The sequence below is a fragment of the bacterium genome, from assembly GCA_022616075.1.
Classification (GTDB): Bacteria; Acidobacteriota; HRBIN11; order JAKEFK01; family JAKEFK01; genus JAKEFK01.
Genome location: JAKEFK010000207.1, coordinates 1 through 17635, shown reverse-complemented (window position 1 = coordinate 17635; position 17635 = coordinate 1). Strand labels below are relative to the sequence as shown.

Annotated in this window: 12 protein-coding genes; 5 read left to right on the top strand and 7 right to left on the bottom strand. The window is 48.2% G+C overall.

What is annotated here, in order from left to right:
* Positions 1–16: 16 nt before the first annotated feature.
* From proC to L0156_16640, 5 genes are all read left to right on the top strand, one after another.
* Positions 17–835: a pyrroline-5-carboxylate reductase gene (gene proC, locus L0156_16660; GenBank protein ID MCI0604620.1), complete on the top strand. Its 819-nt coding sequence runs from the start codon at positions 17–19 to the stop codon at positions 833–835.
* Positions 836–874: 39 nt separating this feature from the next.
* Positions 875–2206, top strand: coding sequence for an NAD(P)/FAD-dependent oxidoreductase (locus tag L0156_16655; protein ID MCI0604619.1), 1332 nt, complete (start codon positions 875–877; stop codon positions 2204–2206).
* A gap of 215 nt (positions 2207–2421) precedes the next feature.
* Positions 2422–3858: an urea transporter gene (locus L0156_16650; protein MCI0604618.1), complete on the top strand. Its 1437-nt coding sequence runs from the start codon at positions 2422–2424 to the stop codon at positions 3856–3858.
* Between the two features lie 2 nt (positions 3859–3860).
* The gene (locus tag L0156_16645; protein ID MCI0604617.1) at positions 3861–4004 is read left to right on the top strand and encodes a hypothetical protein; all 144 of its coding nucleotides are present in this window, start codon (positions 3861–3863) and stop codon (positions 4002–4004) included.
* Between the two features lie 91 nt (positions 4005–4095).
* On the top strand, positions 4096–9576 hold the full coding sequence (locus L0156_16640) for a sigma 54-interacting transcriptional regulator (protein MCI0604616.1): 5481 nt from the start codon (positions 4096–4098) through the stop codon (positions 9574–9576).
* Positions 9577–9648: 72 nt separating this feature from the next.
* Here the strand turns inward: L0156_16640 and L0156_16635 are convergent, their stop codons facing one another.
* The 7 genes from L0156_16635 to L0156_16605 all read right to left on the bottom strand — a co-directional run bounded on the left by L0156_16635 (position 9649) and on the right by L0156_16605 (position 17579).
* The gene (locus L0156_16635; GenBank protein MCI0604615.1) at positions 9649–9804 is read right to left on the bottom strand and encodes a hypothetical protein; all 156 of its coding nucleotides are present in this window, start codon (positions 9802–9804) and stop codon (positions 9649–9651) included.
* The gene (locus L0156_16630; protein ID MCI0604614.1) at positions 9801–10052 is read right to left on the bottom strand and encodes a hypothetical protein; all 252 of its coding nucleotides are present in this window, start codon (positions 10050–10052) and stop codon (positions 9801–9803) included. The genes L0156_16635 and L0156_16630 overlap by 4 nt, the downstream gene beginning before the upstream one ends.
* Before the next feature lie 107 nt (positions 10053–10159).
* A complete protein-coding gene (locus L0156_16625; GenBank protein ID MCI0604613.1) occupies positions 10160–12754 on the bottom strand; it encodes a TonB-dependent receptor in 2595 nt (864 codons plus the stop codon).
* A 120-nt stretch (positions 12755–12874) separates the two neighbouring features.
* Positions 12875–14233: a DUF4340 domain-containing protein gene (locus L0156_16620; GenBank protein ID MCI0604612.1), complete on the bottom strand. Its 1359-nt coding sequence runs from the start codon at positions 14231–14233 to the stop codon at positions 12875–12877.
* Between the two features lie 88 nt (positions 14234–14321).
* Positions 14322–15860, bottom strand: coding sequence for a GldG family protein (locus L0156_16615; GenBank protein ID MCI0604611.1), 1539 nt, complete (start codon positions 15858–15860; stop codon positions 14322–14324).
* An 8-nt stretch (positions 15861–15868) separates the two neighbouring features.
* Positions 15869–16630 (bottom strand): ABC transporter permease, encoded by a 762-nt coding sequence (locus L0156_16610; GenBank protein ID MCI0604610.1) that lies wholly within the window; start codon positions 16628–16630, stop codon positions 15869–15871.
* 1 nt (position 16631) lies between these two features.
* Positions 16632–17579, bottom strand: a complete 948-nt coding sequence (locus L0156_16605; protein MCI0604609.1) for an ABC transporter ATP-binding protein — start codon at positions 17577–17579, stop codon at positions 16632–16634.
* Positions 17580–17635 lie beyond the last annotated feature (56 nt).

Below are 17635 nucleotides of genomic sequence, written 5' to 3'. Positions count from 1 at the left end.
ACACAAGGAAAAAAACATGTTAAAAGGGAAAAAGCTGGCTTTAATTGGAGCAGGAAAACTGGGCGAGGCGCTCGTTACCGGTCTTCTCAAACAAGGGGACCTGGAGCGGGATTCGATTGCCGCAACTGTAGGTCACGAAGATTCGATCCGGCGTGTGCGGGAAAAACTTGGCATCAAAGCGACGACAGAAAATGTTTCAGTGGTTCAAGGAAGCGACATCATCTTACTCGCCGTTAAACCTCAAAACATGGACAAAGTGGTGCGTGAAATCTCTTCCGTTGTTCGCCCGAATCAAGTGATCATCACGGTTGCCGCATCCATCACAACTTCGTTCATTGAAGAGCGACTGACCGGAAAAATCCCGGTTGTTCGGGCAATGCCGAATACGCCGTGTGTTCTTGGCGTGGGTATGACGGCTTTATCCGGTGGCACTCACGCAACGCAGGAAAGTTTGCACACTGCAGAACTCATTTTTAAATGTGTGGGAGAAACCGTATTTCTGGATGAATCCTTGATGGATGGCGTGACCGGTCTATCCGCCAGCGGTCCCGCTTATCTCTACGTTGTGATCGAATCTCTTGCAGAGGCCGGTGTAAAATTGGGAATTCCGCGCGAAGTTTCTACTCTGCTTGCTGCACAAACGATGCTCGGCGCAGCAAAGATGGTCCTGGAATCGAAAGCGCATCCCGCCCTGTTGAAAGATATGGTTACAACCCCCGCCGGTTGCACGATTGACGGACTTCTTGAGCTCGAAGAAGGAAAGTTGCGTGTGACTCTTATCAAAGCAGTCGTGAAGGCCGCCGAACGAGCCCATGAGCTTGTTCATGGCAAATAACTGTAAGAACCCTCGATCGAATCGCGACGAAATCAATGTATGACCACAAAAATTCTGATTCTGGGCGGCGGATTCGGCGGTTTGTACACGGCACTGCAACTGGAAAAAGACCTCGGGAAGCAGAGTGATATTGAAGTGACACTCGTCAATCGCGAGAACTTCTTTCTATTTACTCCCATGCTGCACGAGGTGGCGGCGGCCGATCTGGATCTTGCCCACATTGTCAATCCTTTTCGAAAGATGTTGCGTCGCGTAAATTTTTTTAACGGCCAGGTCGAGCGGATCGATCTGAATTCAAAACGCGTGATTGTTTTCCATGGCGACGAGCTGCATCATCATGAACTGGAATATGACCACCTGGTTCTTTCGTTAGGTGGAGTTACCAATTTCTTCAACATACCGGGACTGGAAGACCATGCGCTATCGATGAAATCCCTGGGCGATGCAATTTATCTACGAAACCGGATGGTAGCCAATCTGGAAGAAGCTGATTTCGAATGCTTTCTGGAAAGACGTCAAAACCTTCTGACATTTGTCGTCGCGGGCGGCGGATTTGCAGGAGTTGAAACGATTGCATCCATGAATGACTTCCTGCGCAGCGCAATCCGATTCTATCCCCATTTAACAGAAGACATGCTTCGCATAGTCCTCGTTCATCCCGGTCCTGTAATCTTACCGGAGCTGGGAGAAAAACTCGGAGCCTATACTCAAAACAAACTGATTGAAAGAAGTGTTGAAATTCGCGTGAATACGAGAGTCTCAGGAATCTCGGAAGCGGGCGTGCAATTGAATGACGGGACTTTGATCGACAGTGGAACTTTGGTCTGGACCGCGGGGGTTTCACCCAATCCTTTGCTGGCTCATCTCCCGTGTGAAAAGGATCGGGGAAAACTAAGAGTCAACCAATTCATGGAAGTTGAAGGGTGGCCCGGAGTTTGGGCTCTTGGTGACTGCGCCATAGTTCCGGATCCGAAAACGGGAAAACCGTATCCTCCCACAGCCCAACATGCGCTACGGCAAGGAAAAGTTCTGGCAGAGAATATTCTTGCAGCGATTCGAAATGACAGGAAAAAACCATTCGTATTCTCTACCATCGGTTTACTCGCATCAATCGGGAGACGCACAGGTGTGGCAAATATCCTGGGGATGAATTTTTCAGGATTCATTGCGTGGTGGCTCTGGCGAACGATTTATCTGAGCAAGCTCCCTGGATTTGAAAAGAAGATTCGCGTGGCTTTAGATTGGACGCTCGATCTCCTATTCACAAAAGACCTTGTTCAATTCCTGACTTTGCGCTCCCCTTCTATGTCGCATGACAAAGACGAAGAACAATTGGCCGAAGCATCTGTAGGAAGTAGTGTAATCACCTGAGATGCGCGCGAGACAATGAATATCGCAGCTAGAGCCGTCTTTGGTTGCAGGACTCCACAACACCGAAATAAAATAAGCTTGCATCCAGATAGAATGTTTGGTGTGAGCGAATTTCAAATAGCGGCCATTGTATTCATTGTGGGGTTTATCACTGTCCTTGCAACGCTCCTTATGATTCTGGGCGGTGATCGTTACTGGAAAAAAAGAGGAGGAGCGTGAAAGAGACTTTCGTCTCGCCCCAACTGTCCTACCTGATCATCATATTTTTTTCGGCACTCTGGATCGGTCTTGGCCTCTGGTGGAGTCGACGCATTCGGACGACTGAAGATTATCTATTCGCGGGACGCAATGTTGGACTTGCATTTGGAACAGCGACCGTCATAGCAACCTGGTGTACGGGGCAGACCACAATGGCCGCTCCGGAACTGGTCTATAACGTGGGAATATGGGGCATGTTCGGCTTTGCGCTTGGTTCGTTTGGGCTGCTCTTTTTTGCCCCTCTATCAAAAAGAATCCGCACGCTGATGCCGCGTGGATTTACGAGTGGGGATTTTGTCCGCCTGCGCTATGATCGCAAGACCTGGGCACTTTTTCTTGTCATTTCGACTGTATACTTCATCGGCTGGCTTATCACTCAGGGCATGGGAGCAGGTCTCGTCTTGCAGGCAGTCTCGGGAATCCATTACAGAGCAGGTATGATTGTGATTGTTTCTGTCTGCACCATCTACGTGCTATTCGGCGGAATGAAGGCGATTATCGGCACGGACTTCATTCAGGCAATTCTGATTCTCGCATTGCTCCTTACGCTTGCTGTTCTTGTATATTCGAAGATTGGATTTGAATCGATTTATGAAGGGCTTCTAACCTCCACACCTGACAGGCTCAACTTGCTTTTACCGGTCGGACTCTTGTATGCCTGGAACACCTGCCTATTCTCGATTGGCGAAATCTTCCATTCCAACGTATGGTGGGCGCGGGCATATTCATTTCGGCCTGATGTGAATAAAAAGGCTTTTGTTCTTGGTGGCCTTTCGTGGATGACCATTCCGTTCGTTACGGGATCGCTTGGATTTGTGGCCCTAGCGCAGGGTTATGAAGTTCCTCACGTCAACATGATTTTCCCCATCGTGGCGGGAAAGATTCTGGGTGTCGCTGGAGGAGTATTGGTGCTCATTATTATTTTTTGCGCGCTGGCATCTACCATTGATTCACTTCTTGGCGCGACTGCTGATCTGCTGGTGCAGGATGTTTATCGCGTAATGATCAATCGCAACGCAAATGATGAAGAAATGCGAAAAGCGTCACGGTGGATTGTGGTAGGCCTTGGACTTTTAACAATTGCTCTTGCGTGGAATTATGTCACGACTATGGCGCTTTTGCTTCTTTTTACAGGCGCAATGGTGGGTTCAACAATCTGGCCCATCGCCACCGGCTTATACTGGAAAAGCGCAAGTCGGCACGGAGCTTTCTGGGGCATGTTGATCGGTTCGGCTGCGGGTTTATGGACGTATTTTGCAATCGCTCCATACGCTGCTGCTCTGATCGGTGCGGCAGTTTCTGCGATCATCGTTGTTGTTTTTGCGCGTCTTAACCCGGAAAAATTTGACTACAACCGGCTGAACGAAGAATTCCGTCTAACAGCAGAAGTCTAGCAATGTCAGAAGCGATTCCTGTTTATACAATATCAGAAGACTTCTTAAGAGTTTTGATACTCGGTTCGATGAGCCTATCCATGTTCTTTCTGATTCTTCTCATCTATTTTCTTGTGCGGGAAATCCGGCAAGGCAAACTCTGGTAGAGATTTATTGGACTCGATACGCGCCAATAGCTTTATGGGGACTTACAGGCTTGTAACGGAGCAAATGCTACAATCGTTGTATCCCTGAACCATGATTTCCGGTTACAGCATTGTTGGAGAACTCTTTCGCGGTAAGAAGCGAGTCGTTTACCGCGCGTTTCGAAATGAGGACTCGCTGCCTGTCATCATTAAAATCCTTTCCGGAGAATTCCCGACGGCTTCCGATCTCGCTGATTTAAGGCGTGAATATGAAATTCTGAAGAGTTTACAAATTGACGGCGTTGCGAAAGCCCTGGATCTGAAAAAAGACCAGAAAACTCTGGCGTTAATTCTACAGGACGCCGGAGGAACTCCATTGAGAAAGCTGATGGATGGGCCGATGGATCTTCCGCTTTTTTTCGAAATAGCAATTCCATTAGGCAGAATCCTGGGCGAACTTCATCAGAACATGATCATCCACAAGGATATAAATCCAAAAAACATCATTGTGAACCCGAATACCAGAAAAACTGAGCTGATCGACTTCAGTATTGCCTCTCGACTACCTCGTCTGGACCAGAAACTGACACATCCAGACTTGCTGGAGGGGACTCTCGCTTACATATCGCCAGAGCAGACTGGCCGTATGAATCGCTTGATTGACTATCTCAGCGATTTCTATTCCTTGGGTGTGACTTTTTATGAGATGCTCACCGGACATTTGCCGTTTGAATCACGCGACCCACTCGAGTTAGTTCACTGGCATATCGCAAAACCGCCTAAGCCTCCCATCGAATTAAACCCTGCCGTCCCTCAGCCACTTTCAAACATCATATTGAAGTTGCTTTCCAAAACGGCAGAAGAACGATATTTAAGTGGTTTTAGTTTGAAAAAGGATCTGGAACGTTCTTGGGAAGAGTTTCAAAAAACGGGAACGATTCAACCGTTTGCGCTCGGTGAACAGGAGGCGTCCGACCGGTTCAACATTCCTCAGAGGCTTTATGGACGCGATAAGGAATTAGAAACTCTTTTGAGATCCTTCGATCGTGTAAGCAACGGGGCAGTTGAATTGCTGATGGTCTCCGGTTATTCCGGAATCGGTAAAACCTCATTGATTCATGAAATTTATAAGCCTGTCGTTGCCCGCAAGGCTTATTTTACGGGTGGAAAGTTTGATCAATTGAACCGTGTGGTGCCGTATAGCGGTCTCATACAGGCTTTTCGAGAATTGGTGCGGCAGTTGTTAACAGAAAACGTCGACCAGATTGAAATCTGGAAAAACAGGCTGCTGAATAGTTTGCGATCAAACGCTCAGATCATCATCGATGTGATTCCCGAAGTGGAATTGATTCTGGGGAAACAACCTCCGGTGGCAGAGCTTGGGCCGGTGGAGTCGCAAAACAGGTTCAATCTTGTATTTCAGAACTTCATCCGCAATTTCGCGAAACCGGAACATCCTCTGGTGATTTTTCTCGATGACCTTCAATGGGCCGATTCTGCCACGCTAAAACTTCTGCAATCTCTCGTGAACAATCCCGATATCAGTCATCTTTTTGTTATCGGAGCTTACAGGGACAACGAAGTGAGTCCGAGTCATCCATTAATCCGGACTTTAGCTGAAATGCAAAACGGCGGGGCAGAGCTGAACCAAATCCTGATGAGAGCTCTTGCGATGCCTGATTTGAACCAGTTGATCGCGGATACAATCAAGTGCAAGAAGAGGGCTTCAGCGCCTTTGGCGCATCTTGTAATGTCCAAGACACTGGGGAATCCGTTCTTTGTAACGCAGTTCTTGAAGGCGTTGCATCAAGAGGATCTCATTTACTTTGATTATGCAAGCGGGCAATGGAAATTTCTGCTGGATCAGATTCGAAACATTGACATGACGGATAATGTAGTGGACTTAATGGCCCGCAAGCTACAAACATTCTCGTCTGAAACGCGGCATGCTCTGATCCTGGCCGCTTGTATGGGAAACCGTTTCGATATTGATACTCTTTCAGTGGTCAGTGAACAATCGATCGAACAGACAAGAAATCAATTGTGGGAGGCAATTTTGAACGGTTTTCTCGTTCCGCTGGATCAGAATGAATCCTTCAGCAGGCTATACAAGTTCTTGCATGATCGGATCCAGCAGGCAGCTTACGACCTGATTCCCCATGACAAAAAAGCTGAGGTGCATCTGAAAGTGGGAGAGCTCATGCTGGCCGGGAATCAGGAGGCCGAGCTTGATGAAAAGATTTTCGAGATTGTCAATCATATGAATCTCGGAAGCGCACTGATTGAGTCCGATCAAAAACGATTCCATCTTGCAGGGTTGAATCTACAAGCGGGCCGGAAAGCGAAATCCTCAACGGCATATGAAGCCGCGCTCGGATATTTTCGCGCGGGAATCAACCTTCTGAATCAGGATAGTTGGAGTTTGCACTATGACCTCACCTTCGATTTGTATTTGCAGTCGGCAGAGTGTGAATATTTGTGCGGACAATTCGACCGGGCAGAACAGTCTTTTGATCTTCTTTTAAAAGAGGTGGAGTCGCCGCTCGGCAAAGCGAAGGTGCAAACTCTGCGCATTTTGCAATACGAAAACGTCTCACGTTACCAGGATGCCATTCGAGTGGGTCATGAAGCACTCCAGTTATTCGGGCTTTCGTTTCCAAAGGATCGATTAGAAAAACGCGCGGCATTGCAGAAAGAAATTTCTGCCATCGATGCTCTGGTGGGAGATCGCGCCATCCAATCGCTGATCGATCTTCCGGAGATGACTGATCCTCAAATTCGCACGGTCATGGAACTTCTAAGCAATCTTCATACATCCTGTTACCTTTCAGGTGATGAACCGCTGACTCTTTTAAACACTACAGCCATGGTGCGGCTGTCCCTGCTGTACGGAAATAGGGAGGAGTCGGCTTATGGATATGTGCTCTATGCGGCGATGCTTCTAGGTCCTAAACGAAAAGATTACAAGTCAGCATATGAATTTGGCTTGCTCGCGCAACAGGTAAATGACCGCTTTCATAATCCAACGATTCGAGCCAGAGTTCTGATGAATTTTGCATGGGCAATCAGCCTCTGGCGAATGCCGATTGAGAATTCATTCCCGATTACTCGGGAAGCCTTCCGTCTGGCGCACGAGAACGGGTTGTTTGTGGAAGCGTCCTATGCATTGTTCAACGAGAGCTGGTTCTATCTTCTTGCTGGTCGCGATTTGTCAACGTTTCGCGAGACATACCGAACCAATGTCGATTACAACAAGCGCGTCAAGATGCACCGCTTTGCCGATGGCCAACAGGTGATTCTTCAATGGGGAAGCGCGCTGGAAGGTTTAACGAAAAATCCAACGTCCTTTAGCGATCAAAATTTCGATGAAGCGCTTTTCCGGCAGAGTTATGAAGGGCACAGCCTTTTTGAAATGTTTTACTTTGTCAGCAAGCTCGCAGTTCTGTATACATTTGATGAATTTGTAGCTGCTCTACAGATTGCCGAAGAAGCCGAAAGAGTGATACAGGATTTCAACGGAACGATCTGGGATGAGCTGACAGTGTTTTACAAAGCAGTTACCCTTGCTGCTCTCCACACGACAGCAGTAGATCCGGTTGCAATCGAAAATGAGTTGGAGCAACTAAATGCACGCCTCCGATTGTGGGCCGAGAATGCTCCTTATACTTTCCGTCTGCAATACTTCATCGTTTCTGCTGAGATTGCGAGGATACGCGGCGATTTTACAGAGGCAATGAACTTGTTTGAATCAGCCATTGAGCTGTCTGGCGGTCATGATTGTCCGAGAGAAGGAGCTCTGGCTAGCGAATTGTATGCAAAATTCTGGTTGTTGCGGAACAATCAAAAAATAGCCAGGGCATACATGAACGATGCTTATCAAGCCTACACTCAATGGGGCGCCATTGCCAAAGCGAAAAGTCTGCAGAGCAAATATCCCGAATGGATCGATCGCGATGAAAAAACAAGCGGGTTAAGCGGCCCGTTGCTCACAAGTCACGTGCAGCCCGGCACACTGGATGCATTTGCGATTGCAAAAGCCGCGCAAGCCATCTCCAGCGAAATCGTGCTGGAAAGATTATTGGAAAAGCTCATCCGCATCATCCTGGAAAACGCCGGAGCGCAAAAGGCTTTGCTAATCCGTAATAAAGAAGAAGAGTTCTGGATACAGGCGGAAGGATCCTTGGAAGGTGTTCAAGTATCTCCTTTCAGTCCCGTCAAGTCGTCAACACAATTCTCTCATGCGGTTGTGAATTATGTGAAACGAACGAGGCAAAGTGTTGTCATTGCAAGCGCGGAGGCTGATCCCACATTTGCGCAGGATCCGTACATCCAGGAGCACAGCGCAAAGTCGATCATGTGTTTGCCGATTCTTCATCAGAATAATTTCATTGGAATTCTTTACTTAGAAAATAATTTAATGACGGAGGCCTTTACATTCGACAGGATACAGCTGGTCCAAACGCTTTCCTCTCAGTCGGCCATTTCTCTTGAAATCGCTCGATTGTATAAAGAGATGCAGCAAGAAATCGAACAAAGAAAGCAGGCTGAAGAGGCGCTCCGTAAAGCGCTATCGGAAGTTGAAAAGCTTAAGAACAAGCTGGAAGCAGAAAATATCTATTTGCAGGAAGAGATCAAGAGCGAACATAACTTTGAGCAGATTGTGGGGACATCCCAACCAATGCGCAAACTGTTTCAAAACATTGAAAAAGTGTCTCGCACCGATGCAACGGTGTTGGTCATTGGTGAAACGGGGACTGGAAAGGAGCTCGTGGCCCGCGCCATTCATACTCGAAGCAAAAGAAAGGATAGTCCGTTGATTACCGTAAATTGCGCTGCGCTACCGTCCGGGTTGATTGAGAGTGAATTGTTTGGTCATGAAAAGGGAGCATTTACAGGGGCTTCAGCCCGGAAAAAGGGAAGGTTCGAGCTGGCGGATGGTGGATCGATATTTCTAGATGAAGTAGGGGAGCTTCCGTTCGAAACGCAAACGAAATTACTTCGGGTGCTACAGGAACAAGAATTTGAACGAGTGGGCGGAATTCAGCCATTGAAAGTGGATGTTAGGGTCATTGCGGCAACAAACAAGGACCTGCAGGAAACGGTAAAAAACGGCGCTTTTCGCGCAGACCTTTTTTACCGGTTGAATATTTTTCCGATTCAGCTTCCAGCATTGCGCGATCGCCAGGAAGATATCAGACTGCTTACGAGTCATTTTGTGAACAAATTTTCACGAAGAATGAGGAAGAAGATCGATCGCGTTTCGCCGAAAGCAAATGATATCCTTCTCTCCTATTCCTGGCCGGGGAACGTGAGAGAACTAGCAAACGTTCTCGAACGGGCGGTTATCCTTTGCGAGGGAGGAGTGCTCGATCAGGAGCATCTCGCCATTGCTGCGTCCCATTCCGTGCAGGCCGTGTCGCTTTCAACATTGGAAGAGACCGAACGTTCACATATTCTAAGGGCTCTGGAGAAAACCAGATGGGTCGTTGGTGGCGCTTTCGGAGCAGCGCGGATGCTTGGCCTCAACCGAACTACTCTAATTGCGCGCATGAAAAAGTTGGGGATTGCAAGACCGAATGCGCGTGTGCAGTAGATTTCGTGGGAGCTACAAGTTCATTCGGGTCTTCTGTACCCCACTTCTAGCTAAAGTGAACAAACTCCCTTCTTACAATGTTTTCCTCTGTCGAGAATTTTGCATGTCCATAAGAGTCAGGTAAACAAGCTTCGTCTGAAGTTTTCTGTTTGTTGTCAGCTTAGCGACCTCTTCGTAAAGAGCCCTGATCAGATTGCCTAAAGTGAGTGCACGCTTGGTTCTTTTCATTTTTCTGCTCCTTTGCTCATGATCCGTTGTTTTATTTCATCGCCTTTCGTGGCGCGATCTGCCAGCGATCCCTCATCTTGCACAAGCCAAATTGCGTGCGACGAACGAAAGATCCACTCGGGAAGATGGGCGGGTGTGACGTAGCGTCCGGTGTTTCCGTTTGTGGGTTCGACTTGAACAAGGTAAGCGGAATCGAGGATCTTCAGCAGAAAGCCATCCACATAATAACGCGCAGGATGTTGCGACATTTTGGTTTCTGTCCTTCAATGGTTCGTCGCGCAAGGTGCGACCTTCTTACAAAGCGTGTGGATGGCAAGAAGGAGCGCGAGCTTTTGCTCGCGCTCCGTGGATCAGATTAAAACTGATAGCTGGCGCGCACGTAATAGGATGCGCCATTGATTCCGAACGGAAGGGTTTCCCAACCGTAGACGAATCCCAGTTGCGGGAAGGGGAATGCTCTGTCTGGATCCCATTCATCTGGATACACATCGAAGATGTTGGTTCCTCCAAATGCGACAGTGACGCCATTCTTCATTGAGTAACTGACAAACGCATCGGTCAGCCACTTGCCGCTCCAGACCTGTTTAAAGCCGGGCGTAAATCCTTCCCCTGCAACTTCACCAAAATAGTTGAAGCGTACATTTCCGGTCCAGGGACCGCGATAATACGTTCCCGACAGAGTATGGTGTTGACGTGGTTGCCCTTCTTCGATCAGCGTGATTTGTGCTTGATCGAAAAGCACTGGTACTGGAAGAATTGCGGAAGAAGAACGTCGGTTCGTTACTTCAGTTTTGTTGAAGTTGAAAGCTCCTTCCAGGGACAGCATCGATTTGTTTGCGAAATGAATATCGTAGATCGCCACGATATCCACCCCCTTGGTCGTTGTGTCAATTGCATTTGTAAAGAAGAGGATCTGCCCTACTGCTAGCGGATCCAGGATGTTCCGAATCGGGCATCCGGCAGGTGTTCCACAGGCGGCCGGATCTTCTGGTTGAATGTTGCTCGAAAAAATGATCCTGTCATCGATGTCGATGTAGAAATAGTCTACCGTGACTCTGAAATTTCCGTGCTGCTTTGCAATGATGCCGATTGACAGATTCGTGGACGTTTCCTCTTTTAGCGCAGGAATCCCAAACTGGCGTGTAACGGCGCTGTCCTGCTTTGCCGTAAGGGTATCAGTCAATACACCTGCAGCATTCAGGTTTGTGGAACGCTGGCTGTAAAGAGCTTGCTGGATTCCGGGAGCGCGGAAGCCGTTGGAAACTGTTCCGCGCAATGAGAATTCCGGAACGAATTCATAACGGGCTGAAAGTTTGCCGGTTACGGTGTTGCCGAAATCGGAGTAGTGTTCGAAACGCGCTGCAGCTCCCATAAGAAATTTTTCAGTAAATTGTGCTTCCGTGTCCACATAAATCGCAGTATTACTCCGGCTATCATCTACTTCTTCAGTTGGTGACCATCCTGGAAATCCTTGCGCACCCGGCTGCGCGATGGCGCCAGTTTGATCGAAAATCTCAATAGTGCGATCATTTGTGCGTCCGTAGGAAAACGAAGCCAGGTCGCCCGCAGTGATTTTGTAGCCATCGCGCCTCCACTCAGCTCCCACAGCGATAAAGAGTGGGCTCGATCCAACTCCCCAGTCGTAGGTTCCGGTCACATCGAAAGTGAGACTCGTCATTCGCGACCGGAGATTTCCAGTATCCGCCTCCGTGGGTGTATCTTCGAAGCGTGGACCTGTTGGATTGTTACGATCCAGCGGTTCGAAGAACCAGCTGACATTTGCTGTGTTCTCTTCGCGGAACTGGAATTCGCTTTGACCGAAGTTGAAGCTGACATCGTAGTTCCACGATGTACTCAAAGCATGTCTGTAGCCGGCAACTATGGAGGTGTCTGTCGGTTCAGTGATAATCGTGGGCAGAAATCCATTCGGATAAATAGCCGGGATTGTGCGGCCATCACCGGCGCTTCGGAAGAATCCCGATGAATTGCCCTGTCGCTGGGACCAACCACCGAATGCATAAAAGTTTCCATCGCCGGCCGGAATCGCTACATTTGCCCATATCAATCCATCTTTGGCGTCCGGATCACCGATGCGTTGCACTACGCGCGGAGGACTAACGCGGAGAGAATCCGCGCCGGCGCGATTCGTTTCGTTGCGATCACGATATTCTCCGGTTACGTTGATCACACCTTTTTCGCCGACCTTAAATCCTTTGTTAATACTGATGGTTCCGTTTCCGCCATCCCCTTCATAAGTTTGGCCCGCCTGAAAAAGCACTTCTCCTTCGTAACCATCTTTCAGGATGATGTTGATTACACCAGCGATCGCATCCGAACCGTATTGCGCTGCAGCCCCATCCCGAAGCACTTCAATGTGGTCGATCGCTGACACGGGAATCGCATTGATGTCGGTTCCAGCTTGACCTCTTGCTATGGTTTGCTGGACGTTCAAAAGAGATTGCTGGTGACGACGTTTTCCGTTGACCAACACCAGGACTTGATCCGCTCCGAGCGAACGTAAAGTTGCCGGGCGAATGATATCCGTGCCGTCACTGATGTACGTGGTTGAAAAGTTAAAGGATGGAGCAAGCATCTGAAGAATCTTCCCCGTTTCTGTTGCGCCAGTGCTCTTCAGCATTTCGTTATTGATGAAATCCACAGGGGCCGGCGTGTCCGTGACCGTGCGTCCTTGCACGCGCGTTCCAGTAACCGTGATTTCCTGTTCCTCTGTTAATCCGATCGCTTCTTCTTCCTCTTCTTCAGCCTCTTCCTGTGCTTCTTCCTGACCTTCTGCCTGTTCTTCTTCCTGCTCAGTTTCACCGGATTGTGTATCGCCACTCTGTGCCGCTGCAAAACTGAGGGGCAGACACAGAATCGCTGCTGCAAAAAAAATCATGCAGAACATCCATATGAAACTGGTTCCGCCGTTAGAACCTTTTATTCTTAACATTTCGTTTCTCCTCCTCATGCATGTCATGAAGATACAGTTAAGAAACATGACTGTATCCTAAAATTATCCTACCACGACTTATCAAAGGGAGAATGTGTAGGCGAAACGGAGCCTGGGGCGTTACTTCTTCTTTTCGACGGGGGCGGGCGGTTGTGGCTTCAGTTCCTTGAGCGCTTTTTCGAGGTCTTTCAGGAAGGAGTCGGGCGCATAAACGACTGTGCCATAATCATCGTTTTTGATTTGTTGAAGATTCTGTTCAACCAGCCCAAAAGACAGATGCTTTTTGGTCATTTTTTCCTGCCAGTCTTTCATCGTGAGAAAGATCTCTGCTGAAGGAGCGGCGGTGAGTCCGGTTTGATCTCCGTATTTCGAGATCTCGGCCGATTCAATCTTTTCCAGCACGCCCTGAATTTGATCGTATGCGACTTCTTGTTTAGTAGGGTTCAGCTGATTCCATTTGTCGCTTTCCCCCTTCTTAAAGGAGTATTCTTTTCCTCCGGTTTTGACGCGAAACTCTTCGACATCGAATCGATTGAAGGCTAGAACTTTCTTTTCTCTCCAATCTTCCAATTTCTTATCAAACGTGGCATTCAACGTGTCTCCTACGGCAGCGATACTGGTGTTTCCTTCAATCCGGCAATACGTCTCTTCTGCGGCTTTTCCGAAATCCAATTTTTGTCGCAATCCTTTTTCCAGAGCCAGTTCTACCGATGCAAACGGTTTATCGAGACCGTATTCGGCAAGGTTGCTGGACGGTTCATCCACAAAACGCGTTGCGCGCAAGCTTTCCAGGGAGGAGAGCAAGGAAGTGACTTCAGAATCGGAAGCTGGAGATTGAACCGGCTTCACTATTTTCCATACACCGTTCTCTTTCTTGAACTGCAGATCCTGTTGCTCCGTTTTCGTTGAAACAGATTCGACTTTTTCCGGCAAAAAATCGGTAAGTTTTTTGTCCCGGAGATCAAGCAAGGTCGTGCTGGAGAGGTCTCCCACCGTTCCTTCGGCAAGGTACACACGCGGATCGTTGTTAACCTTTATGTAGTAAACGTTGTCGATCGGATTTTTCGCTCCAATCGAAACCGCTCTCTGAACGTTGCCTTTCAGATTCAACTTTATCGTCATCTTTGGCTTGTCCAATTCGTAAGAGCTGAGATCTTTGGGCTGTTCTTCGATGATTTCCTTGTACTTGAGTTTTTCGAAGGCGGCTATTATACGATCGACCGTACCCTGGTCTGCTCTGGCTTGAAGCGGTTGGGCCAGCGTCCACGCATCTTTCCCGGAAGGAGCCAGGATCACCGGTTTTGGTTCGATTCCTTCTATTTGGATTTGAGTGACGTCTTCCTTCTTTACTTCAAAAAGAGTTTTCTCTTTTTCTTTTTGCTCTTCCTTTTTCTGGCCGCCTTTGTATTCAAACCAGTAGGCATAACCCCCCAGCAGCAGGAGCAGGACCGCGATGATGATTGTTGTTTTATAACTCATATCAACGATTTGGAGGGCGGGCGTCCCTGCCCGCCGGAACATTGAATCCAAAAACGGCCGGCACGGAGGCCCGCCCTCCGGAATTTGTTCATAGTTTTTTGCGTCGAGCCCACACGAAGATCCCGGAGGCGAGCACGGCCAGCGGCAAGCCGATGACGATGAGAAGCAGAATGTAGTTCATCTGAGTACTGCTGAGCATCATCACGTCACTTTGTGTGCTTTTGGGTGGAAGATGAATCAAATTTTCCTGTTCTGTAAGCCAGGCGATGGAATTTGAAAATAACCGGTAGTTCCAGGGAGACCAGTTAACAAACTGATTTTGTGAAAAACTCAGATCGCTGAAGATTGCAACGCGGGTCTCGTTATCCTTTTGATTAGTTCCTTCGACCGGCTTCGTGATCAGCAAACCGACAGTGAGCGGACCCTTTTTGTCTTTGCCTTCATCGAAAGCCGCCCGTTCTTTGTCCGTTTCACCCCAGCTATTCCCGGAACTCTCTGCTACTACAGTATACGTAGCTTTCGCATCCTTATCACTGGAGTAGGTCAGGCTCTTTACTTCCGGAAAGAATAAGACTGCGCGGTTGTCAAATTCGCGCGCTACAGCAGTTCCCTGTTTCGGCACAACGCAGGGCACAACAGGCCCGGCCAGCGGGAAATTGCAATCGTTATCCACGATGATGTCGTTGCCGGTTTGCACGTGATAAGCGCCCAGGACTTTGGAAAGCGAAGCATCCGTTCTGGGATCATCCAGAATCAAAGCCCGCCCGCCGGCGGCCAGGTAATTCAGAATCGCTGTTATTTCATGATCGAGAAGAGCTACCGAAGGGCCGCCGATGATCAGAACCCCGCAATCGTCGGGAATTTTGTTTTTCGCCGCCAGATCTCCGAGCTCCTTTACCTCATAATTGCTTTTTTTCAACTGTTCGACGACCGCTGAGAATCCACCACCCTCCATATCGCTGATGGAAGGCTCTTTGTGTCCCTGAAGAAAATAGATCGTAACCTGTTTTGCGCTGCTGACCTTTAAAATTGCGTTGGTGATGTCTTCTTCGTTGGTTGTGGTTACGGTAACTTTTTGACCGCCCGATTCAACGATTGTTGTTCCATTTCTTTCCACGCCGTACTGGCGGACCATGGGCAGATTCCGCATGGGATCGACTATCTTTGCATCCAGCTTGCCCGAATGCTTTTTGTAATCTTCGAACAACGTCTTCATTTTGTTGCGCCCGGCATCATCGTCACCATACGTATAAAACGCGGTAATCTTTACCGGCTGCTTCAAATTCTTGACCGCGTTGACCGTTAACGAGGAAAGACTGAACGATTTATTCTTCGTTGCATCGTATTTCCACGAATGTCTTGAGACGACCCAGTTGGCCAGGCCGACAAGGGCCAGTGTGAGAATCACCATGACCACGGAATTGAATCCATATTTCGTTGAGCGGGCAGAGAAGAAATTCTTCAGTGAAGCGCGTTCATTGTAAAGGGATAGCAGGAAGAAAAAAACGCCGATTCCGGTCGCAATGTTGGAATACAGCTGCCATTCCGGTTTTGCCATTTTTGTGGCAAGCGCTCCCAGAATGAAAATGCTCGCTAGCAAAAAGCTTATTTTTTTCAATTTTTCCATTGGCCGAACTACTTCCACCGCTGAGATTGAAGGATGACTCCCGTAACGAAAAGCGCGAAAAAAGCAAAGCTAACGTAATAGAAGACATCGTTTGCATTAATCACGCCCTGAGTGAAATCATCGAATCGCTGATAAATCGACGCATATTGAGCAAGCTTGCCATACCATGCTTCGCTGCGTGTCACAAAATTTAAGATCCAGAAAATTACAAGAAACACAAACCCGAGCACTGCCGCGACAATCTGATTCTCAGTCAATGACGAACAAAGAAGTCCCACTGCCAGAAAAGAACAGGCGAGTAAAAATAAGCCGAGGTACCCGGTCAAAATCGGTCCCAGATCCGGATTGCCGTAAATCGAAAGGACAAGCGGGTAGATTCCGGTCAGCAACAGAATCAACAGCACGAGAGAGGCAGCGCCCAGAAATTTTCCAAGCACCAGCTGTAGAATGCTTACAGGACTTGTCATCAACAGTTCATACGTTCCCAGCTTCTTTTCTTCAGCGAGTAGCTTCATTGTGATCAGCGGAAAGATAATCAATCCAAAAAAACCTACGTTCGAAAAGAGCGGACGCATGATTGTTTGCGTGACGTCCATTCCTTCTCCCCCGCCGTATGCCCCCGACATCTGCGCGTTTTGTAAATAAAAAATCAAATAAATGTAAAAGAAAACACCGGAAAGGACAAGGAAGAGAGTGCCCACCACATAAGCAATGGGTGAAGCGAAATAAGATTCCAGTTCTTTCTTTGTAATTGCCAGTACTGTGCGCATACTATGAGACCGGTTGGGTTGCAGGCACTTGTTCTGCAGTGGTTAATTGGACAAATACATCTTCAAGCGTAAACGCTATCGATTTGAATTCTAGTAAACCGGCCTTCTCGTTTACTACAAGCTCCGCAACCTCTTCGCGGATATCCTTCTCTTTCTCACCTTCTATGACATAAGTACCATTCGATTCTTCCCGTACATTGTTTACGCCGGCGATCGAAGTGATTTTGCTTTTCAGCTCTTCCGAAGGCTTTCGAACAATCAAATGGTAAACGTTTGCGCCTCTCAAAGAGACCGACAATTTTTCCGGTGTGTCCACCGCGATGATTTTGCCTTTGTTGATGATGACGACTTTCCCGCAAGTTTGTTCAACTTCCGGCAGAATGTGACTGCTGAGAATCACGGTATGTTCACCGGCCAGACCGCGAATCAATTGACGAATCTCAATGATTTGAGAAGGATCCAGACCAATCGTCGGTTCATCCAGAATCAGCACTTCGGGATCCTGAATGAGCGCCTGCGCCAATCCCACTCGCTGTCTGAAACCACGCGATAGGTGACCAATCAACCGTCCGGTCACCGATTCCAGACTGCACTTTTGAACCACCGAATCGATTCGTTGTTTCTCTTTAGCTTTTGGCACCCGTTTCAATCTGGCGAGGAATTTGAGAAAAGAGGTTACGGTCATTTCATTATATAAAGGTGGATTCTCCGGCATGTAACCGATCCTTTTTCTGACTTCCATCGATTGCGAAAGGACGTCAAAACCGGCGACTTTGGCTGTTCCTGATGTTGGCGGAATGAAGCCGGTCAAGATTCGCATCGTGGTTGTCTTGCCGGCGCCGTTCGGTCCAAGAAACCCCAGGATTTCACCTTTCTCCACCTGAAAACTGACATCCGTCAATGCAGGTGTGTTGTCGTAAAACTTCGTTAGTTGAATCGCTTCGATCATTTGTATTCTTGAAAAGGGACTATTATAGGTTTAAGGGTTCTCAGGTTCAAGGGGCC

Excerpts from the sequence above, each read along its gene's own strand:
- L0156_16655 (MCI0604619.1), top strand. The coding sequence starts at position 875 with ATGACCACAAAAATTCTGATTCTGGGCGGCGGATTCGGCGGTTTGTAC.
- L0156_16645 (MCI0604617.1), top strand. The coding sequence starts at position 3,861 with ATGTCAGAAGCGATTCCTGTTTATACAATATCAGAAGACTTCTTAAGA.
- L0156_16605 (MCI0604609.1), bottom strand. The coding sequence starts at position 17,579 with ATGATCGAAGCGATTCAACTAACGAAGTTTTACGACAACACACCTGCA.
- L0156_16635 (MCI0604615.1), bottom strand. The coding sequence starts at position 9,804 with ATGAAAAGAACCAAGCGTGCACTCACTTTAGGCAATCTGATCAGGGCT.
- L0156_16640 (MCI0604616.1), top strand. The coding sequence starts at position 4,096 with ATGATTTCCGGTTACAGCATTGTTGGAGAACTCTTTCGCGGTAAGAAG.
- L0156_16620 (MCI0604612.1), bottom strand. The coding sequence starts at position 14,233 with ATGAGTTATAAAACAACAATCATCATCGCGGTCCTGCTCCTGCTGCTG.
- L0156_16610 (MCI0604610.1), bottom strand. The coding sequence starts at position 16,630 with ATGCGCACAGTACTGGCAATTACAAAGAAAGAACTGGAATCTTATTTC.
- L0156_16630 (MCI0604614.1), bottom strand. The coding sequence starts at position 10,052 with ATGTCGCAACATCCTGCGCGTTATTATGTGGATGGCTTTCTGCTGAAG.
- L0156_16615 (MCI0604611.1), bottom strand. The coding sequence starts at position 15,860 with ATGGAAAAATTGAAAAAAATAAGCTTTTTGCTAGCGAGCATTTTCATT.
- proC (MCI0604620.1), top strand. The coding sequence starts at position 17 with ATGTTAAAAGGGAAAAAGCTGGCTTTAATTGGAGCAGGAAAACTGGGC.
- L0156_16625 (MCI0604613.1), bottom strand. The coding sequence starts at position 12,754 with ATGTTAAGAATAAAAGGTTCTAACGGCGGAACCAGTTTCATATGGATG.